18 protein-coding genes are annotated in these 18,777 nt (G+C 63.0%); 9 read left to right on the top strand and 9 right to left on the bottom strand.

Annotated elements, in window-relative coordinates:
• Nucleotides 1-196: 196 nt before the first annotated feature.
• On the bottom strand, nt 197-751 hold the full coding sequence (locus RhoBH5_RS13290; RefSeq protein WP_003945732.1) for a hypothetical protein: 555 nt from the start codon (nt 749-751) through the stop codon (nt 197-199).
• Nucleotides 752-847: 96 nt separating this feature from the next.
• Here RhoBH5_RS13290 and RhoBH5_RS13295 point away from each other — a divergent pair, with 96 nt between their 5' ends.
• The 3 genes from RhoBH5_RS13295 (at nt 848) to RhoBH5_RS13305 (ending at nt 5,220) form a co-directional block, all read left to right on the top strand.
• A complete protein-coding gene (locus RhoBH5_RS13295) occupies nt 848-2,665 on the top strand; it encodes a penicillin-binding transpeptidase domain-containing protein (RefSeq protein ID WP_270008399.1) in 1,818 nt (605 codons plus the stop codon).
• Between the two features lie 107 nt (nt 2,666-2,772).
• Nucleotides 2,773-4,452 (top strand): NTF2-like N-terminal transpeptidase domain-containing protein, encoded by a 1,680-nt coding sequence (locus RhoBH5_RS13300; RefSeq protein WP_064074132.1) that lies wholly within the window; start codon nt 2,773-2,775, stop codon nt 4,450-4,452.
• 30 nt (nt 4,453-4,482) lie between these two features.
• Nucleotides 4,483-5,220, top strand: coding sequence for a sulfite exporter TauE/SafE family protein (locus RhoBH5_RS13305; RefSeq protein WP_003945554.1), 738 nt, complete (start codon nt 4,483-4,485; stop codon nt 5,218-5,220).
• Between the two features lie 6 nt (nt 5,221-5,226).
• Here the strand turns inward: RhoBH5_RS13305 and RhoBH5_RS13310 are convergent, their stop codons facing one another.
• From RhoBH5_RS13310 to RhoBH5_RS13325, 4 genes are all read right to left on the bottom strand, one after another.
• The gene (locus RhoBH5_RS13310) at nt 5,227-6,699 is read right to left on the bottom strand and encodes a peptide MFS transporter (protein WP_003945468.1); all 1,473 of its coding nucleotides are present in this window, start codon (nt 6,697-6,699) and stop codon (nt 5,227-5,229) included.
• Nucleotides 6,700-6,756: 57 nt separating this feature from the next.
• Complete coding sequence (locus RhoBH5_RS13315; protein WP_042920346.1) at nt 6,757-7,134, bottom strand: DUF3054 domain-containing protein; 378 nt, start codon at nt 7,132-7,134, stop codon at nt 6,757-6,759.
• A gap of 64 nt (nt 7,135-7,198) precedes the next feature.
• Complete coding sequence (locus RhoBH5_RS13320; protein WP_003945643.1) at nt 7,199-7,747, bottom strand: YceI family protein; 549 nt, start codon at nt 7,745-7,747, stop codon at nt 7,199-7,201.
• Nucleotides 7,748-7,825: 78 nt separating this feature from the next.
• On the bottom strand, nt 7,826-9,562 hold the full coding sequence (locus tag RhoBH5_RS13325) for a 2-isopropylmalate synthase (RefSeq protein WP_270008400.1): 1,737 nt from the start codon (nt 9,560-9,562) through the stop codon (nt 7,826-7,828).
• 163 nt (nt 9,563-9,725) lie between these two features.
• Here RhoBH5_RS13325 and RhoBH5_RS13330 point away from each other — a divergent pair, with 163 nt between their 5' ends.
• Nucleotides 9,726-10,406, top strand: a complete 681-nt coding sequence (locus RhoBH5_RS13330; RefSeq protein WP_007734477.1) for a FadR/GntR family transcriptional regulator — start codon at nt 9,726-9,728, stop codon at nt 10,404-10,406.
• Here the strand turns inward: RhoBH5_RS13330 and RhoBH5_RS13335 are convergent.
• Nucleotides 10,403-11,509, bottom strand: coding sequence for a TIGR00374 family protein (locus tag RhoBH5_RS13335; RefSeq protein WP_058039159.1), 1,107 nt, complete (start codon nt 11,507-11,509; stop codon nt 10,403-10,405). The genes RhoBH5_RS13330 and RhoBH5_RS13335 overlap by 4 nt on opposite strands.
• A gap of 9 nt (nt 11,510-11,518) precedes the next feature.
• Entirely contained in the window at nt 11,519-12,997 is a 1,479-nt protein-coding gene (locus tag RhoBH5_RS13340; protein ID WP_003945952.1) for an adenylate/guanylate cyclase domain-containing protein, read from the bottom strand.
• A 192-nt stretch (nt 12,998-13,189) separates the two neighbouring features.
• Between RhoBH5_RS13340 and RhoBH5_RS13345 the strand changes: the two genes are divergently transcribed.
• The 4 genes from RhoBH5_RS13345 to RhoBH5_RS13360 are packed head-to-tail and all read left to right on the top strand — an operon-like array spanning nt 13,190 to nt 16,982.
• Complete coding sequence (locus tag RhoBH5_RS13345; protein WP_007734480.1) at nt 13,190-14,368, top strand: AI-2E family transporter; 1,179 nt, start codon at nt 13,190-13,192, stop codon at nt 14,366-14,368.
• Nucleotides 14,361-15,584 (top strand): MacS family sensor histidine kinase, encoded by a 1,224-nt coding sequence (macS, locus tag RhoBH5_RS13350; RefSeq protein WP_270008401.1) that lies wholly within the window; start codon nt 14,361-14,363, stop codon nt 15,582-15,584. The genes RhoBH5_RS13345 and macS overlap by 8 nt, the downstream gene beginning before the upstream one ends.
• A gap of 28 nt (nt 15,585-15,612) precedes the next feature.
• The gene (locus RhoBH5_RS13355) at nt 15,613-16,245 is read left to right on the top strand and encodes a response regulator (protein ID WP_047269712.1); all 633 of its coding nucleotides are present in this window, start codon (nt 15,613-15,615) and stop codon (nt 16,243-16,245) included.
• Nucleotides 16,246-16,262: 17 nt separating this feature from the next.
• Entirely contained in the window at nt 16,263-16,982 is a 720-nt protein-coding gene (locus RhoBH5_RS13360) for a DUF1707 SHOCT-like domain-containing protein (RefSeq protein ID WP_007734485.1), read from the top strand.
• A 4-nt stretch (nt 16,983-16,986) separates the two neighbouring features.
• Here the strand turns inward: RhoBH5_RS13360 and RhoBH5_RS13365 are convergent, their stop codons facing one another.
• Together RhoBH5_RS13365 and RhoBH5_RS13370 are read right to left on the bottom strand one after the other, a co-directional pair.
• Nucleotides 16,987-17,439 (bottom strand): MaoC family dehydratase, encoded by a 453-nt coding sequence (locus RhoBH5_RS13365; RefSeq protein ID WP_003945664.1) that lies wholly within the window; start codon nt 17,437-17,439, stop codon nt 16,987-16,989.
• A 35-nt stretch (nt 17,440-17,474) separates the two neighbouring features.
• Complete coding sequence (locus tag RhoBH5_RS13370; protein WP_007734488.1) at nt 17,475-18,002, bottom strand: cupin domain-containing protein; 528 nt, start codon at nt 18,000-18,002, stop codon at nt 17,475-17,477.
• Nucleotides 18,003-18,154: 152 nt separating this feature from the next.
• On the opposite strand from RhoBH5_RS13370, the gene RhoBH5_RS13375 reads away from it, so the two are divergent.
• The gene (locus RhoBH5_RS13375) at nt 18,155-18,727 is read left to right on the top strand and encodes a TetR/AcrR family transcriptional regulator (RefSeq protein WP_042920278.1); all 573 of its coding nucleotides are present in this window, start codon (nt 18,155-18,157) and stop codon (nt 18,725-18,727) included.
• Nucleotides 18,728-18,777 lie beyond the last annotated feature (50 nt).

The following is an 18,777-nucleotide window of genomic DNA, read 5'->3' on the forward strand; positions in this document are numbered from 1 at the left end:
ACTGTGCGCCCGGCTCAGCAAGTGCTGATGGGTGCGAGTGCCTTCGCGTGATGAACCTCTAGAGGAGCAACGGCCCGTTTCCTGTTCTGTCGGGAATGATTCGTGTTCCAGGTTAGAACACTCGAACGGTCCCGTGCAATCGAATTATTCTGTGCTGTCGGTCTCGTCGGTGTTCGGTGCTCAGATTTTCGGGCCGTCAGATTTTCGGACCCTCGGATCGGAGGTCGTCGACCTTCGACATCGCTTCGCGGAGTTCGGTGAGCCATTGTTCGCTGTGCTTGCCCGCCAACCGGACTGTCCACATGAGAGCGTCCGCTCGGGAGCGAGCAACTCCCGCGTCCACCAAGGTGTCGAGAACCTTGCGTTCGGGCTGACGTAGTCGTGTCATCACCGGAACTGCGAGATGTGTGAACAGGACGGTCTTTTCGTCCAGACGTACACCCCAGGCGACCTTGCGCCCGTAGCGAGCCTCGGCCTCGTCGGCGATGCGCATCCGGTCGGCGCGCGTGGTTTCGCGAAAGCGTGAGATCCTTCCGTCCGCGGCGGCCTCGCCACCGTCGACTGCGGGGAGTTCACCGATCACGACGATTTCTTCGCGGTCGACCTGGACGTCGGCCGTTCCGGTGAACCAGTCATCTGGAAGTCGACCGGCAAACCAGTCGGACGCATCACTCGCGTCGGGAACCGAAGCCTGTTGCCAACCTCCGGGACGGCCGAACCTGCGGTCGCCGGAGTTTTGTGAGTTCTTCATGGCGTTCTCCTCGGAGAGCTGGTGGAGTGTCGCGTGCGTTTATTGCACTGATTACATGATTACACCGATAGTCGAACTGGCGCCACAAATTCGGGCATGATCGGAGTCGTGCGCCTTTCACACGCTCGTCAGAGCTTCCGAACTTTCCGTCGTCCCGTGGCTGCCGTGGCTCTGGGGGTATTGGCCGCAGGATCGGTAGTTGCCTGCAGTTCTGGCCCTGACCAGCCGAAATCAGTGGCAGAGGAGTTCGCCTCCGCGCTCACCTCCGATGACGTGCAAGCGGCGGCAGCCCTGACCACCGATCCGGCGGCGGCGTCGACTGCGATTTCGGCTCTGATCGACGGGCTGGGCAAGGACGAGGGAACATTCACCGTCTCCGACGCCACCGAGTCCGGTGATTCTGCGGGGACGTTCACACTCGATGCGGCGTGGAAGTTCGGTGAAGGTCAGGACTGGAACTACTCGACGCAGGGAAACGCGTCGAAAAGCGGGGACAACTGGCTGATTCAGTGGGACCCGGCGCTGTTGGCTCCGGACCTGACCTCCTCGACGACCTTGCGCTACACACCCACCACCGGTGCTCCGCCGTCGGTGCTGGACGCGGCGGGCCAGCCGATCATGGAGCAGCAGGTGGTGACGCTGGTCAATCTCGATTCCGCCGCGGTGCCCCCGGTGGACACGGCAGCCGTGGCGGCCCTTCTCTCGCCCATCGCACCGACGATCACGGCGGCATCGCTGAGCGGCGATCTTGCGTCGGCAAGTGGGAAGCCGGTCACCGCAATCACTTTGCGGGCCGAGGATCTTGCACCGATCGAGGAGAGGTTGGCGGCGATTCCCGGAGTGAGCTTGGCGCCGCAGGCTCGGTTGCTCTCGGTGGACAAAACTCTGGCGTCGCCGACTTTCAGTGGGTTGTCCGATCTGTGGCAGGAGGGGCAGGACAAGTCCGCGGGCTGGGCGGTACAGCAGGTGAAGCAGAACGGAACCGTCACCACCGTCGCCGGCCAAGACGGGCCGGTTGCTCCGAACATCGCGACAACGATCGACCGACCGATGCAACTCGCGGCCGAGAATGCGCTCGCCGGGGTGACACAACAGGCGGCGATCGTTGCGCTGCAGCCGTCGACCGGAGCGGTGTTGGCGGTGGCCCAGAACGCCCCCGCCGACGCACAGGGCCCGATCGCTCTGACCGGCCTGTACCCACCGGGTTCGACGTTCAAGACCGTGACGACGTCCGCGGCCCTGCAAGCCGGCGTCGCTACACCGGACACCGTTCTGCCGTGCCCGGGTACCGAGAACATCGAGGGCCGTCAGATTCCCAACGACGACGAGTTCGACCTCGGATCGGTTCCGCTGCACACCGCGTTCGCGAAGTCGTGCAACACCACAATGGCGAGGATGGCCGTCGGTCTGCCCGCCGATGCTCTGCACAAAGCGGCGCTGCAGTTCGGGCTCGGCGTCGACTACGTCACCCCCGGACTCACGACGGTGACGGGCAACGTCCCTGACGCGAACACCCCCGCCGAACGCGTCGAGTCCGCGATCGGACAGGGCACGGTGACCGCCACGCCCTTCGGGATGGCTCTCGTGGCGGCCTCGATCGCCAACGGAACGACACCCGCGCCGATGTTGGTCAAGGGACAGCCCGGCGTGGCAGATCAGACCGTTGTACCGGCTCCCGCGGAGGTGACCGAACAGTTGCGGGTGATGATGCGCGAGACCGTCACAGGCGGTACGGCGACGTCGTTGCAGGACATTCCGGGGCTTCTCGGCAAGACCGGCACGGCCGAAACCGAGGGTGGCCCGGCACATGGGTGGTTCGTCGGAATCAAGGGAGACCTCGCATTTGCGGTATTCATCGCGGGTGCGGACAGCTCTTCGCCTGCAGTGCAGGTAGCGGGCACTTTTCTGCGCTGAAACCTGTTTTCCGTTGCAGTTGGATCACACCGTCGTAGCTCAACCGTGACACGTTCGTAGGCATCCCGTGCTTGTTACTCGTGTGACAGAAGTAAAGAGTTACATGCATGGGGCCCGGAGGACAGCACAACCGTCGTGGAAAATATGTCGTTGCGTCGATAACTGCTGTCGTTCTGACAGTGGCGCTCGCGTCGTGTGTCATCGGTGGGGAGAAGAAATCCGACGCCGCCTCGGTGGTGGAGGACTTCGTCACCGCCCTCAACAACCACGACGCCGAAGCTGCCGCGGCGCTCACGTCGTACCCCAACGCGGCGCGGCCGTCGATCCAGCAGATGTTCGACGGACTGGCCGCCAAGTCCACCGACTTCGACGTCGCTCAGGTCATGGATCTGGGTAGCGACTCCGGACTCTTCACACTCGACGCGTCCTGGAACTTCGGCGAAGGCAAGGACTGGAGCTACCAGTCGCAGGGTGAGGTTCGTGATCTGTCGGTCGGCTGGCGTGTGTCCTGGGACCCGTCGGTCCTCGTCCCCGACCTCGGCAACGGTCGCACCGTTTCGTACACCCGCACGGACGCAGCGCCGCCGAAGGTAGTCGACAGCACCGGCACCCTGCTCATGAACGAGCAGACCATCAACGCGATCACTCTCGACCCGGCCACCATGCCGGACCCCGTCGACACCACTCGTCGCCTCGCCACGGTGCTCGAACCTGTCGCCCCGTTGGTCACTTCGGAGTCGATGTTGGCCGACCTCGCCGCAAACCCCGGCAAGCCCGTCACCGCCGTACTGCTCCGCGATCCCGACTACGCCTACCTGGAAAGCGATTTTGCGATCCCCGGTGTCGTCGTGGTCAAGACACCCAAGCTGATCGCCTCCGACCGTCGAATCAACTCGCCGTTGCTGGACCCACTGCGGACCGTGTGGCAGGCCAATCGCGACGCCACCGCCGGCTGGGCGGTCAATCTGGTCGAGCCCAACGGATTCCCGATCAAGCAAGCCGGCTTCCAAGGACCTCCCGGGCCCGACGTCGCCGCGACCCTCGACTCGCACGCTCAACTCGCCGCGATCGAAGCTGTCGTCAGTGCAGGTACTCCTGCGGCCATCGTCGCGATCCGCCCGTCGGACGGCGCCATTCTGGCTGCCGCACAGAACAATCAGGCCATCGAACAGGGCCCGATCGCCTTCACCGGGTTGCGCCCGGCCGGCGGCGCCCTCGATCTGGTCCGTCTCGCATCGTCGATGCAGAACGGCGTCGACCCCGGCGCCGTGTCACCCGAGCAGTTGGCCGACACCGGGCAGCAACTCGGACTCGGCAACGGCTTCCACATTCAGGGACTCGAACAGCAGACAGCAGTGCTTGCCGCGAACCGCCCCGGCGTGGACCAGGCGATGAACAACGTCATGGCCAACAAGACGTCCAACGACGCGAGCACACCGACGGTAACTCCGTTCGGAATGGCGATGCTCGCGGCATCGATCGCCCGCGGCAGTGCCCCGATGCCGATGATGGTCTTCGGACAACCGGCTACCGCCGACGTCACGCCGACGGTATTGCCCGGCGACGTCAACAATCGTCTGCGTGACGCCATGCGAGGCGCCGGCGGACTGGCTGGGTACCCGGACATGATGGCGGCCGGTGCAGCGAGCGGTGACGATCGCTGGTTCTACGGATCACGCGGAGACTTCGCGTTCGCGGTGTTCGTCGCAGACGCCGACGGCGGTGATCGAGCAATGCAGATGACGGACAAGCTCTTCCAGGAACTCGGCAAGCCTGCCGACAAGTAGTACCGGGCACCGCGAGTAGATTCCTGGTTCGTGAACCTGCTCGATTTCCTTTTCCTCGTCGTAGCGGGATTCTTCAGCGGTCTAGTCGGTTTTGTCACCGGTCTTGCATCGATCGTTTCGTATCCGGCGCTGCTGAGCGTCGGGCTCTCACCGGTCAGCGCGAACATGACCAATACCGTCGCGTTGGTGGCCGTCGGCGTCGGAGCGTTGGCGAACTCGTCCCGTGAAGTTGCCGATACCGGTCCGAAACTTGTTCGCTGGTCTCTCTATTCGGCGGCCGGTGGCATCATCGGTGCCCTCATCCTGTGGCTGGCACCGGAAGGTTCGTTCGAATCCGTTGTGCCGGCGATGGTCGTGTTCGCCTCGCTCGCGCTGCTGCTGCAACCGAAGATTCGTGAGTTGTCCGGCGGCGGTGACCGCCCCGGAATCTACTCCGCAGCACTGTTCGCCGTCGCGGTATACGGGGGCTATTTCGGTGCCGGTGCCGGCGTCATCTTCCTGGCTGCGACGCTCATCCTCACTTCCGAAACGGTGTGGCGTGCAACGATCCTGAAGAGTTTCTTTCTCGGCATCGCCAATCTTGTGGCTGCACTCATCTTCGCCTTCTCTGGACAGGTGCATTGGGTGGCCGCGTTGGCGATGGCGCTCGGCGCGTTGGCCGGAGGTTGGTGTGGCCCGCCCGTCGTCAAGAAAATCCCGCCATCGGTACTGCGTGTGGCAGTAGCGATAGCGGGATTCGTGTTGGCTCTGTGGTTGTGGGTGAAGTGAGCCCGTCTACTTCACGCCCTGCATCAGCTTCTTGATCCACGGCGAGGCAAGAGCAAGAATCACTCCGATTCCGATCGACGAGAAACCGATGATCAGGAAGAACGGGCGACTGTCGTCGATGTCGAAGTAACCGGCCAAGGTTCCCGCCATCGAAGAACCCAATGCAACGGACAAGAAGAACAACGCCACCATCTGAGTGTGAAAATGCTCGGGCGCGAGTTTGGTTGCAAGGGAAAGGCCGACGGGGGACAGGAAGAGTTCGGCGAAGGTGAAGAGCAGAAGCACACCGGCAAGGCCGAGGAGCGGTGCACTGTTCGGTCCGCCCCCGGTGATCGGGATGAACGCCAGGAACGCCAGACCCATCGTGCCGGTGCCGAGCGCGAACTTGATCGGCGACGACGGCTGACGGTCACCGAGTTTGGTCCACATCGCTGCGAACACACCGGCAAAGATGATGATGAACACCGGATTGATCGACTGCACCCACGTCGGCGGGAAGTCCCAACCGAAGAGATTGCGGTCCAGGAGCTTGTCTGAGATCACCGGCACGGTGGTGAACTGCTGCTGAAACAGCGACCAGAAGGCCGCGCTCGCAATGAACATCGGGATGAATGCAAAGACTCGACTGCGTTCGACCTTGGTGACCTTCTTGCTGGTGAGCATGAGGAGGAAGTAACCGACCGACGCGACGATCGTGAGTCCGACAACGACGTCGGACATGTTGTCCGCCGTGATCAAACCGGTGACGGAGGCGACCGCGACGACGACGATCGCGGCAATGCCGATCCCGATGTAGAGTGCGCGCTTGTCCGCCGGCAACGGGTTGCCGGGTTCGGCACCGATTCCGTGAAGATGCTTGCGGCCCAGCGTGTACTGGATCAGGCCGAGCGCCATGCCGACGGCAGCGAGAGCAAAACCGGCGTGGAATCCCCAGGCGTCCTGGACGGCTCCGGTGAGCAGCGGACCGACAAGACCGCCGATGTTGATGCCCATGTAGAAGATGGAGAATCCGGCGTCGCGGCGAACATCCTGTTCGGAATAGAGATCTCCGACCAGAGAGGTCGCATTGGCCTTCAAGCCGCCGCTGCCGAAGGCGACCATGACGAGGCCGACGCCGACACCCCACATGCCGGGAAGAACCGACAGTGCGATGTGGCCGGCCATCACCAGCGAAGCACTGTAGAAGAGCGTGCGCTCGGAGCCGAGCAGTCGGTCGGCCACCCACGCCCCGAGAATCGTCGACAGGTAGACGGTGCCGCCGTACGCGCCGACGATGCTGGTCGCTGCCGCCTGGCTGATGCCGAGGCCGCCGTCGCTGACGCTGTAGTACAGGTAGTAGATGAGGATGCCTTGCATCCCGTAGAAGGAGAATCTCTCCCACATCTCGACGCCGAACAGGTTCGCCAGCGCAAAGGGTTGGCCGAAGAACCCCCGGTCTTCCTTCTCGCTACGTTCGACGGGCTCCGTAGTGTTGCTCATCCGAAAAGTGTCCTACGTGCTCGGGCATTTCGGGTAGTTCCGAGCCGTGGAGTTTGGTTACGACTTGGTGCGGATTCTCACTACCAGCGGAGCGAGTGCGCGCCAACCGAGAAGGAACGCGCCGAGGACCAGCGTCGCGACGACGATAAAGCTGAACTGGGTGCCCTGGCCACTCAACACTCGCAGGATCATCCCGATGACGACGGCGCCGAGCCAAACGACAACGCCGGTGGGAACAAGGAGAACGGCGTTGAACTTGTCGCGGTAGAGCGCGAACGTGGCAGCCCATCCGATCACCAGGCCGGTCAGGAAGGGCCAGGATGTCTTCGCCAGACCGGCGAGCGCATTGGCTTCTTCGTGGGTACGGCGCCCTATCGCGCAGAAGATTATGACAAGAATGGCGTCGATCAGCAGGAATGGTGCGTACTTCTTCACGCTCACACCATACGACTGTGCGCCTTTATTAACCGCGGGCGGTTAATAAAGGCGCACAGTGCTGTTAGGCCTGGAGGCCGGCTTCGATCTCGAGGGTGATCGTGATCTTGTCGCCGACAACTGCTCCGCCGCCTTCGAGGGGCATCTCGATGGAGATGTCGAAGTCCTTGCGGTTGATGACGGTGGTGGCCTCGAATCCGGCGACGGGGCCCTGGCCCATGCCCGGGTTGACGCCGTTGAACTCGAGGTTCAGCTCGACCTCGCGGGTGACGCCGTGGAGCGTGAAGTCGCCGGCGAGGACGAAGTCGCTGCCCTTGGAGCGCACTGCGGTGGACTTGAAGGTGGCCTTCGGGAACTTCTCGACGTCGAAGAAGTCAGCGGACTTGATGTGGCCGTCGCGCTGCTCGTTCTTGGTGTTGATGGAGTCCACGGAAATCTCGGCCTCGACGGCGGGGGTTCCGTCTTCGGCAACGGTGATCGTTCCGGAGAACTCGTCGAACGTTCCACGAACCTTGGAAACCATGAGGTGGCGAACCGAGAATCCGACAGTGGAGTGGACGGTGTCGATGACCCAGGTTCCGGCGGTCAATGCGGGCAAGGTTGCGGTGGTCATGGAAGCTCCTGAATAAGTAGTTGAATGTTCAAGTTCTTGTAGCTTCAACTATGGACCCCGGGAAATCCTTCCGCAAGATCATGTGAGCTGCATCACAGTGTTTGTGCTTGCGCCATAGACCGCGTGAAGCGCCGACGCTGTCACCGACTGATGCACCGCAATGCCCCAGCGTCCTTCACCGTTCACCACGCACTCTGCAATGGTGACTGCCGAATTCGCACTCCCGGAAGAATTCGGGTTGCGGGGCAGTGAATGCTGGGTGAGCGAGACGACCTCGACGGCCGAGCCCTGTTCGGTCAGGATTTTGCTCAATGCCTCGACTGGGCCGGACGCACTGGCCGCGGCGGTGACCTCGCGCCCGTTGCGATCGATGGCAACGAACAACTGATCACCGTCGGCGGTGTGTTCCAGTGAGTACCGACGCACTCCTCCGTTGTACCCGTACTCGCGCAGCAGCAGTTTCCACAGTTGGTCGGCAGTCATTTCGGTGCCCGAGTCGTCGGTTTCGAGCTGCACCCGCGAGGCGAAGTCGATCTGCAGGCGCCGGGGGAGTTCGACCCCGTACTCGGTCTGCAGCAGATATGCGATTCCGCCCTTGCCCGACTGGCTGTTCACACGAATGACCGCCTGGTAGTCGCGGCCGACGTCGGCGGGGTCGATCGGCAGGTAAGGGACCGCCCACGGCGCCGATCCCGGATCGACGCCGGCAGCCTCCGCGCTCTCGTAGTGATGCGCGAAGCCCTTCTTGATCGCGTCCTGGTGGGTTCCGGAAAATGCCGTGTACACGAGATCGCCGCCGTACGGGTGGCGTTCGTGGACGGGAATTCTGTTGCAGTACTCCACCGTTCGACGGATCTTGTCGATGTCGGAGAAGTCGATTTCCGGATCGACGCCCTGTGCATGCAGATTCAGCCCCAGTGTGACCAGGTCGACGTTGCCCGTCCGCTCGCCGTTGCCGAACAGGCATCCCTCGACGCGCTGCGCGCCGGCCAGCACTGCCAGTTCGGCGCACGCAACGCCGGTGCCGCGGTCGTTGTGCGGGTGGACCGAGAGGATTACCGAATCGCGTCGGGCCAGATTCTGGTGCATGTATTCGATCTGATCGGCATAGATGTTGGGGGTGGCGATTTCGACTGTGGCAGGGAGGTTGTGGATGACCGGGCGATCGGGGCTGGCGTCCCAGAGTTCGGTGAGACTGTTGCAGACCTGCAGGATGTAGTCGGGTTCGGTGAGGTTGAAGACCTCGGGTGAGAACTCGAATCGCCAGCCGTCGTGGCCTTCGCCGCCACGAGCAACGTCTTGCGCGGCGCGGAAAATCATGTCGTGCAACTCTTCTCGCTCCTTGCCGAGAACGACGTTTCTCCACGTCGGCGCAGTCGCCGTGTACATGTGGACGACCGCGTCAGGCAGCCCCTCGATCGATTGATATGTCCGTTCGATCAAATCCGTACGCGCGGCAGTGAATACGACGATAGTGACGTCGTCGGGAACGAGATCGAAGCGCACCAGGTCGCGAACGAAATCGAAATCGGTCTGACTCGCGGAGGGGTAGCCGACCTCGATTTCCTTGTAGCCGATCGCCACCATCAGTTCGAACATTCGACGCTTGCGTTCGGGGTCCATCGGTTCTGCGAGGGCTTGGTTGCCGTCACGGAGATCGACGGGCACCCACAGGGGCGCCGCGGTGGTGCGATTGGACGGCCACGTCCGCTCGAAAGTCGGAATGTCGACGCGATCCCACGCGGCGCGATAGCGCTCGGACGGCATGGGTGACGGTTTCTGGTTGTTCCAGCGGTTGGCGCGGGTAGTACTCATCTTCGGTTTCTCCTGCGGTCGAGTCGAGAGACCGGCATGGCGAAACCCCGCGGAGGGGTGCCGGTCTTTCAGGCCCCGCCGCGGCAGTCGAGAAGGAGTGCTCCTGTAGCCATGCGGGCTACACTAGAACGAAATTACTTATCAGACAACCTGAGGAGTTCACGTGTCCCCGATCGTCGAGCGTCGGCTGCTCACCGACCAGGCCGCGGAGTTGCTACGCGCGCGGATCGTGAGCGGTGAATGGGAAGTCGGCGCCAAACTTCCAGGTGAAACCACTCTTGCTGCGCAGTTGGGTATCGGGCGGTCCACTATCAGGGAAGCAGTGCGGACTCTCGCGGGCCTCGGCATGCTCGAATCGCGGCAGGGCGCCGGGGTCTTCCTACGGAGTACGACGCCTCCGGATCAGTGGCCCCGAGTGCTCGAAGCCGAGGCGATCCTTCACGTCGTCGAGGTGCGCAACGCGGTCGAGATCGAAGCAGCTCGCCTCGCCGCGCAGCGGCGCGATGCCGTTGACGTCGCGGCTCTGCGGCAAGCGCTCGACGGTAGAACTGCCGCAGCGCACTCTGGCGACGCAGCGTTCGTCGACGCCGACATCGCCGTCCACCGAGCAGTGGTGGACGCGGCACACAATCCCGTGCTGTCGGAACTCTTCGAGACCTTTGTACCGCGTCTGCGGGCTGCGTTGATCGAGTTGATCGCGGTTCTGGACCTGCATCCCCACAGCCAGCCCGACGCGGACGAGCATCGAATGTTGGTGGACGCCATCGAAGCCGGCGACGCGGAGGCAGCCGTACGGATCAGTCGGGCACACCTCGACGACATGGCGGCAGCGTTGCGACGCTAGACGCCCGGCTGTTCGCGGCGTTCGAACTCGAGGTCCATCTCGAGGTCTTCGTGGTGGGTTGCACGGAAAGTGATCAAGAAGACGATCCAACCGGCGACAGCGACCCCGACGAAGCTGACCATCCGATATACAAACCATGCCGCAATTGCCTGCGCTCCACTGGCACCGGCGATCGTCAGCGCGGTGATCAGTGCGGTGTCCACGTAGCCCAGCCCGCCGGGCAGCAGCGGAATGCTGCCGACTGCTTTGGCGGCGGTAAAGGCAATCAGGAGCCCCGCGAAGGAGGGTTCCGCGCCCACCGCCCAGCATGCGAAACCCAAACAAGCGACATCGGCGACACGATGGATGGCCGACCACCCGAATGCGATGACCGAGTCGGTGCGGCTGAGCTCGACCGAATCCAGTTGCTTGAGGATTTCGGACCAACGGTGCATACCGCGCCCGGTCGGGTTCTTGCGAGAACGGTTGTACAGCGCCAGAACTCGGTGCCCGATGCGCTCGATGCTGCCGGGATTCTGGGCTATGTATCGCAACGCCAGAAACAGTGCTGCCATGCCGACGAGCGAAATCGTCAGCGTCACCGGGCTGACCTTGGTGCCGAACGCCGCCGCGCCGGTAGCGCCGAGTAGTGCCAGAGTCGCGGCGGCGATGACACCGCACATCGCCAACTGCCAGGATGCGACAACCGGTGTAGCGCCCCACTTTCGAGTCTGCTTGTACGTGAACGCAGTGGAGAAGACCTGGCCCGCAGGCAACGTCAGCGCCATTGCCGTACTGGCATAGATGACCGAGAGGTTCTTGAGGTGACCGGCAACCACACCAGCGGCATTGAGCAGACGTTGTTGAACGGACGCGTAACCGCTGAGTGAAATGAGTTGGGCCGCGACGCACGCGGCCACCCAACCCCAATGGATTTCGGTCAGGACCCGCCAGGCCTCACTTAGCCTGGGCCAGAGATATGCGCCTTCGACTATCAGGAGGGCGATGAGTGCTATCCCGAGCACCCACTTCAGCCACCAGAAGCGCCCTCTGGCCCGACTGGTCTCGGCCACGGGCGAGCGTGGTCGTCTCAGTCGCCGTGGGGTGTTTCCAGGCTGAGCCATCGACTCACCCTAACCAATTTGATCCGGATCGACCTCTGGATACTTTTCGGGCCACGCCAGATGCGTCAGTCGTCGGCGCCCACGCAGTTGGACTTGCTCGCCGAGTTCCCACTCGGCCTGTTCCTCTTCGTCGGCGAAGTACAACGCGCTCGTCGACGCCAGCACCCGGCTGGGCCGAAGTTTCGCGAGCTCGGTGAGCCGTGACGCCTCGTTGACCGGATCACCGATCACGGTGTACTCGAAACGTTCGGCAGCACCGATGTTGCCGGCGACCGCGAGCCCCGCGCTCACACCGATTCCGACGTCGAGGCCGGTGATGTCGTTGAGCTTGAACCGCAGCTCGCGAGCCGCAGCGAGGGCTGCCGTCGGAGCGTCGGGCCGATCGAGTGGTGCACCGAAGATGGCGAGTGCCGCATCACCCATGAACTTGTTGACAAAACCATGGTGACGATCGATGACGTCGACGACCACACGGAAGAACTCGTTGAGCAGCTCGACCACTTCACCCGGCGGGCGCTCGGCCGCGGCACCGGTGGATCCGACCATGTCGACGAACAGAACTGCCACGAATCGAGTTTCGCCGCCCAGCTCGGTACCGAACTTCAACGCGCGCCGGGCCACGTCCTCGCCGACGTGCTGACCGAACAGCTCACGCAGCAGACGACGTTCGTCGGACTCTTTCATCATGCGGTTGAAGCCGACCTGCAGCCGGCCGATCTCACTGCCGTCGAACACCTCGACGCGTACGTCGGTGGCGCCGCGCTGCACCCGCTCGATGGCGCGTCGCAGTTGGCGGATCGGATCGGAGATCTGGGTAGCCGTCAGCATCGACAGCGCAAAGGCCTGCACGATCGCCATGATCGAGATGAGCAGGATCGCCCACGCGAGCGAGTCGGGGGAGAACTCGAGATCGGTCGTGAGCTGCGTCGAGCACAGCAAGATGATGCCTGCGACGGGCATCAGCGTGCCGAGACCCCAGGTCATCGCCAGCCGGGTTCCGACGCCAGGCGCCATGGTCCGATCGAATTCGCCCTCGCTCAAGGCCTGGGCGGCGACCGGACGCAAAATGCGCTCGCCGAGCATGTAAGTGAACCCGAAGGTCGTGGTCGCGGCCATGCAGACCGTCACGATCACGGCGATCGCGAGTCCGGGCATCTCGGTGATGGTCAGGAACACGAAGATGATGCCGCCCAGAATCCACAGCACCAGGTGGACGATGGCCTGGCGAAGCGGCGCGTGCAGTGCCGCCATCTGCTCGGACCTCGTCGGTGGACCCCCGCGCAGCCGCCAGCGAATGACCGACTTCAACATCATCGCCGCCGCCGTGAGGCTGACGGCGCCGGCGAATGCCAGGTACACGCCGAAGATCGCGAAGTTGCGGACCCGGTCGGCAACTATCGCGTCGGACTCCTGGATCGGCACGCCGTACCGGACGAAGGCAAAGACCAGTACCGCGCCGATCAGATTGGCTGCGAGCATGGAGAGCATATAGAGGGGCCACCGGCTGCGGATGGTCACCGCTATTGCTCTGTATGAGGCCCGCACAGGGTTCAATTTAGCTGGCAGAGGTCGAAGTGTTGGTACGCGCGTCCGATTATTCGTCCGCTCACCTGTGTCGGCCGGGCCGGTTAGGCTCGCGATGTGAACGCAAACAGGGGGCGTGCGGAGCGAGCATCGAGGATGAACAAACCCATCTCCGCCGACGCTCGGGCGGTGCATCCCGGCGTGCGCATCGCTGCGGAATGGTCGTGGCGCCTCATTGTGATCTTCGCCGGACTGTTGGTTCTCGGGTACGTCGTACTCCGCCTCGAAACCGTGCTCATCCCGGTGGGGCTGGCTCTGCTGGCATCAGCTCTGCTGATCCCGATTGTCGATCGGCTACAGGTGTGGGGTGTTCCCCGCTCGGCAGCCGTCATCGTCGTTCTGCTTGCCTCGATCGGGCTGGTCGCGGGAATCATGACGTTTGTCGTCGAGCAGTTCATCGACGGGTTGCCCCAGCTCACCGACCAGTTCACGGCCAGCGTCACGCAAATTCAGAACTGGCTCACCAGCGGTCCGCTGCACTTCAGCGAGGATCAGATCCGCCAGGCAGGTGATTCGGTCGTCAAGTCGGTGCAATCCAATCGTGAGTCCCTGACCAGCGGCGCCTTGACCACGGCGACAGTCATCGGCGAGATCTTCACCGGGGCATTGCTGACGCTGTTCACTCTCATCTTCTTCCTCTACGGCGGCGACCAGATCTGGCAGTTCGTCACCCGGATCGTTCCCACCGACGCGCGTCGTCGCGTACGGATCGCCGGTTCTGCAGGTTTCGGGTCGCTGATCGGCTACGTGCGCGCCACGGTCGCGGTTGCCGCCGCCGACGCGATCGGTATCGGTGCCGGCCTGGCGATCCTCGGGGTGCCGCTCGCCCTGCCGCTGGCGTCGTTGGTGTTCATCGGCGCGTTCATTCCGATCGTCGGTGCATTTCTGACCGGTTTTCTCGCGGTGCTTGTCGCTCTGGTCACGAAGGGTTTCCTGACGGCGCTGATCGTCCTCGGCATCATCATCGGCGTCATGCAGCTCGAAGCGCACGTGATGCAACCGCTGTTGTTGGGTCGCGCTGTTCGCCTGCACCCGCTGGCAGTCGTTCTCGCCATTACAACGGGCATCGTTCTCGCTGGAATCGTCGGCGGGCTCTTGGCTGTCCCGATCGTCGCGGTCCTGAATACCGCTATTCGTTCCCTCCTCGCCGACGACCCGGACATCGCGTACGCCGAACTGCACGTCGAAGATCCGGAAACCCCACTGTTCCCCGCCGAACCCGACGAGCCGCGCGCCGAGCCTCGCATCGTGAACCCCACTCCTCCCGATGACTGAGCCCACCCGCCGTCGTCGGCTGCACTATCAGCCGACCGTTCGCGAGGCGTCGGGTGTCGACACCGACCCTGATGCCCCGCTGTGGCGGGCGGCGCAGGCATTTCGGCTCGTCACGCTGGTGTACGCGATCAGCTACCAGTTCGCCTCGGCCTCCGACTACACCAACTCTCGGCTCAGCTGGTTCTTCGTCGCTCTGATGGCCGTGTGGACCGGGGTGTCGGCACTGTTGCTCGGGACATCCGGTGCTTTGTTCGGGAAGAAGCTGCCGCGGTATCAGGTGGTGATCGCCGATCAGGTGGTCGTCATGTTGCTGATGGCGTCGACGAGGCTGGTCTCCGACCACGAGTGGTATCAGAATCACCAGACGCTGCCCACCACGCTGTGGGCCACCAACGCGGTCATCTCCGCGGCAATTCTCGGCGGGCCGTGGCTCGGTATGGCGTCCGGAGTTGTCATCTCGGCGGCCAGCGCGATCATCCGCGACCAGGTCAACCTGGACCTCTGGCGCGATGCGACGGCTCCCGTGCTCGTATCGGTCGGCCTGGCGTTGGGCTTGGCCACCACCACCGCTCGGCGCTCGCATCGACAACTCGAGCAAGCCGTCCGTCTGGCGGCGGCCACCGAAGAGCGCGAGCGTTTGGCACGCGAAGTACACGATGGCGTTCTGCAGGTGCTGGCGATGGTGCGCAGGCGAGGTGCGGCACTCGGCGGCGAGGCAGCTGAACTGGCTGCTCTGGCCGGTGAGCAGGAGGTCGCCTTGAGAATGCTGATCTCCGAGCAGGTTTCGGGCGCCGCGGCAGACGTCGGCGGACAGACAGTGGATCTGTGTCCGCTGCTGACCACACAGGCAAGCACGTCAGTGTCGGTGTCGACGCCCGCGCACCCCGTCGTGATCGAGCGTGATCGAGCCATCGAACTGGCAGCCATCGTCGACAATGCTCTGTCCAATGTCGGGCTGCACGCCGGGCCCGCGGCGAAGGCATACGTATTGCTCGAAGATTTGCCGGACGAGGTGATCGTCAGCATCCGCGACGACGGCGTCGGAATCCCCGAGGGTCGCTTGGCGCAGGCCGAAGCCGAAGGCCGCATGGGAGTATCGAAGTCCATTCTCGGTCGAGTGCAGGTGCTCGGCGGCACTGCAGTCCTGCAAACCGGGCCGGGGGAGGGCACCGAATGGGAGATCAACGTTCCGAAGGGGAAAAGTGAGCGTGGCTGACGAACATGGCGAGAATCCGGTGACGGTGATGGTCGTCGACGATCACCCGATGTGGCGCGACGGTGTCTCCCGGGACCTCGAAGCTGCCGGCTTCACCGTGAGCGCCACGGCGGAGGGTGTCGAGAGTGCGCGCCGCCGGGCCGCCGCCGTGCAACCGGCGGTGGTTCTGATGGACATGAACCTGCCGGACGGAAACGGTGCCGACGCCACCACCGCAGTTCTCGAGGTTTCGCCGAAGAGCAAGGTACTGGTGCTTTCGGCCTCTGCCGAACGTGACGACGTCCTCGACGCGGTCAAAGCCGGAGCGTCGGGTTACCTGGTCAAGAGTGCTTCGGTGGCGGAACTGCTCGAGGCCGTGCGAGCGACTTTCGACGGACAAGCCGTCTTCACCCCCGGCCTCGCCGGATTGGTGCTCGGTGAGTACCGCCGGATGTCGACGGCACCGGCCGACGATCGCGCACCCGAGCTGCCTCGGCTCACCGACCGTGAGACCGAAGTGCTCCGTCTTGTCGCCAAGGGGCTGAGCGCAAAACAGATCGCCACGAGGCTCTCGCTCAGCCACCGGACCGTCGAAAACCATGTGCAGGCAACGCTTCGGAAGCTTCAGTTGGCCAATCGCGTCGAGCTCACGCGATACGCGATAGAACAAGGTCTCGAATAACGTTTATCCTGGAAATCATGGAGGCCAGGAATCTACGCGTATCCGATGCCGAACGAGAGCATGTCGGCGAGCTGCTGCAGAAAGCTGTCGGTCAAGGGATGCTCTCGCTCGGTGAGTTCACCGAGCGCATGGACACTGCCTTGGCCGCAAAGACACGAGGTGAGCTCAACTCGGTTCTCGCCGATCTTCCGGGCATCACACTGATCTCCGACTACGACCCACCCGCGTATCCCAATGCGGGTCAGCCGATGTACCAAGGCCAGCCCTACCCGGCGCCGACGTACCAACCCCAACCGCCGCCGGTTCACCCGAGCCCGCCTTACCGCGCTCCCGTCGGGGCTCCGGTTGTAGGTACTTACGGAGCGGCAAATGCTGCCGTGATCCGTGGACGAATGGCGACGGTGACGCGGAACGGTGCCTGGATCGTTCCACCAGCTGTCGTGGTCGACACCAGAATGTCCAGTGTGACTATCGATTTCACGCGTGCGGTGATGCAGACGCAGGTCGTGAACATCTCGATCGACGACTACGCCAGCTCGATTTCACTGATCGTTCCCGAAGAGGCGACGGTGGACATGAACGGTGTCGAGGCAGTCGGGGGAAGCGCGTCGAACAAGGTTCGGTCCGGCCCACAGATGGGCCCGCTGCATCTGGTGGTGCACGGCAAGGTGCGATTCGGCAGTGTCACCGCGAAGCATCCCTTCGGTACCACGATCCGAAAGATGTTCGGCTCCTGACCTTTCAGTGATACGCGCGGGTCAACATCTCGGCGACGCACACGGGCTTGTCACCGTGTTCTCGTTCGAACGTCTGCGTCACCGTGATCTGGACACCGCCGTTGATCGGTTCGACTTTGCTCAACGTCGCGCGCATGCGGACACGAGAGCCGACCGGAAGCGGAGCAGGCAACCTGACCTTGTCGAATCCGCAGTTGAGAGCAAACGCAAAACCTTCGAGCGAGAACATTGCGTACGAGAACTTGGGGCCGAGTGAGAGCGTGTAGTTGCCGTGCGCGATGGTTCCGCCGAACGGTGACTCCTTCGCGCGATCCACATCGACGTGAATCCACTGATCGTCGCCGGTGACCCGGGCGAACTCGTCGATGGACTCCTGGGTGACATCGTGCCAGTCGCTGACGCCCAGCTCTTGGTTCAGGTTGGCGCTGAGGTCTTCTGCTCCGGTGAGTACAAGCATGAATCTTCCTTCGATCGGTAGGTGCTGACAGTCGGTCAGTGACTTTCGATGCCGAATCCCACACCGTGTGTCTGTGCGATCTCGGCGGTGGCAACGAGATCGAATTCGATCCCGAAGTCTGCTTCTACCCGCGCTGCAACCGATTCCGCGGCGGAACCTGCTTCGGCCAGTAGTTTCGGCATCAGTTCGAACAGGTCTTCCATTCCTCCGGGCGTGATGATTTCGAGAATCCGCGCTGGAGCGTCGTCGGGATTCCACACGGCGTGCCACTGGCCACGCGGTTTGAAGATCATGGCGCCGGTCTCCGCGTAGACGACCTCGTCTCCGACCATCGCTGCGACGCGGCCACTTTGAACCACCGTGTACTCGTCTTCCCGGCTGTGGCGATGGACCGGTGAGGTCATCGAATGCGGAGCGATGCGGTGTTGTACAAGAGAGAAACCTCCCTCGGTTTGTTTGTTACGAACCATCATCCGGACGCCGGTGGCCGCGAGGGTCCCGGCGAGGTCTTCGTCCGGTCCGAGGACGGTCGTGGTGGTGTTGTTCGGGGAATTCGGTGACATCGATTCAGTCCTTCGTCGTCGTGAGCGTCGTTGGCCGCGCTCCGGTTTGTTGATTCCCGAATCATGTACCAATCGGTCTAGTGATGCAAGGTTTTGACAATTTATGCACTTCAACTGTTGTCGATATGTGTACTGATCGGTATATTGAACGTATGTCTACGAGGGATTTGTTGGTCGATGCCGCTGCCGATCTGTTGCAGCGGAAGGGCTACGCCGGAACGGGTGTGTCGGAAGTTCTCTCGGCTAGTGCGACTACCAAAGGTTCCTTGTACTTTCACTTTCCCGGCGGCAAGGAAGAACTCGCAGGCGAGGCTCTGAGACGACGTGGCGAGGCAATGGCCGATTTCATCCGGCACCTGCTGGAGAGCTCACCCGATGCAGCCACCGCGATCTCGGCATTCGCCGCCGCATTGGCTGCGCGTTTGTCGGATTCGGACTACGAACGTGGATGCGCCCTGGCTACGGCAACACTGGATGCCGCAACCGAATCCGAGGTCATCCGCGGTGCTTGTGCGGACGGGTACAACTCGTGGCTCGCACTGCTGGCTCAGCGCCTCGAGGCAGACGGTTGGTCCCGCGAAGACGCCGAGTCCGAGGCAATTCTCGCTCTGTCCGCACTCGAGGGCGCGCTGGTCCTTGCTCGGGCGCGTCAGGATCCCGCTCCGCTTCACACTTCGGGTCGGCTTCTGTCCGAACGATTGCGGAACGCGGCACCTCGGCGTTAGTGCCCTGTCAGTCGATGATGCAGTCAGTCGAAGGTGTCCTCAGTTGAGTA

This window comes from Rhodococcus sp. BH5 (assembly GCF_027583855.1).
In the GTDB taxonomy this organism is placed as follows: Bacteria; Actinomycetota; Actinomycetes; order Mycobacteriales; family Mycobacteriaceae; genus Rhodococcus_F; species Rhodococcus_F qingshengii.

Excerpts from the sequence above, each read along its gene's own strand:
- RhoBH5_RS13360 (WP_007734485.1), top strand. The coding sequence starts at position 16,263 with ATGGAGGCCAGGAATCTACGCGTATCCGATGCCGAACGAGAGCATGTC.
- RhoBH5_RS13335 (WP_058039159.1), bottom strand. The coding sequence starts at position 11,509 with ATGGCTCAGCCTGGAAACACCCCACGGCGACTGAGACGACCACGCTCG.
- RhoBH5_RS13320 (WP_003945643.1), bottom strand. The coding sequence starts at position 7,747 with ATGACCACCGCAACCTTGCCCGCATTGACCGCCGGAACCTGGGTCATC.
- RhoBH5_RS13355 (WP_047269712.1), top strand. The coding sequence starts at position 15,613 with ATGGTCGTCGACGATCACCCGATGTGGCGCGACGGTGTCTCCCGGGAC.
- RhoBH5_RS13290 (WP_003945732.1), bottom strand. The coding sequence starts at position 751 with ATGAAGAACTCACAAAACTCCGGCGACCGCAGGTTCGGCCGTCCCGGA.
- RhoBH5_RS13370 (WP_007734488.1), bottom strand. The coding sequence starts at position 18,002 with ATGTCACCGAATTCCCCGAACAACACCACCACGACCGTCCTCGGACCG.
- RhoBH5_RS13345 (WP_007734480.1), top strand. The coding sequence starts at position 13,190 with ATGAACAAACCCATCTCCGCCGACGCTCGGGCGGTGCATCCCGGCGTG.
- macS (WP_270008401.1), top strand. The coding sequence starts at position 14,361 with ATGACTGAGCCCACCCGCCGTCGTCGGCTGCACTATCAGCCGACCGTT.
- RhoBH5_RS13295 (WP_270008399.1), top strand. The coding sequence starts at position 848 with ATGATCGGAGTCGTGCGCCTTTCACACGCTCGTCAGAGCTTCCGAACT.
- RhoBH5_RS13310 (WP_003945468.1), bottom strand. The coding sequence starts at position 6,699 with ATGAGCAACACTACGGAGCCCGTCGAACGTAGCGAGAAGGAAGACCGG.
- RhoBH5_RS13375 (WP_042920278.1), top strand. The coding sequence starts at position 18,155 with ATGTCTACGAGGGATTTGTTGGTCGATGCCGCTGCCGATCTGTTGCAG.
- RhoBH5_RS13300 (WP_064074132.1), top strand. The coding sequence starts at position 2,773 with ATGGGGCCCGGAGGACAGCACAACCGTCGTGGAAAATATGTCGTTGCG.
- RhoBH5_RS13365 (WP_003945664.1), bottom strand. The coding sequence starts at position 17,439 with ATGCTTGTACTCACCGGAGCAGAAGACCTCAGCGCCAACCTGAACCAA.
- RhoBH5_RS13325 (WP_270008400.1), bottom strand. The coding sequence starts at position 9,562 with ATGAGTACTACCCGCGCCAACCGCTGGAACAACCAGAAACCGTCACCC.
- RhoBH5_RS13340 (WP_003945952.1), bottom strand. The coding sequence starts at position 12,997 with ATGCTCTCCATGCTCGCAGCCAATCTGATCGGCGCGGTACTGGTCTTT.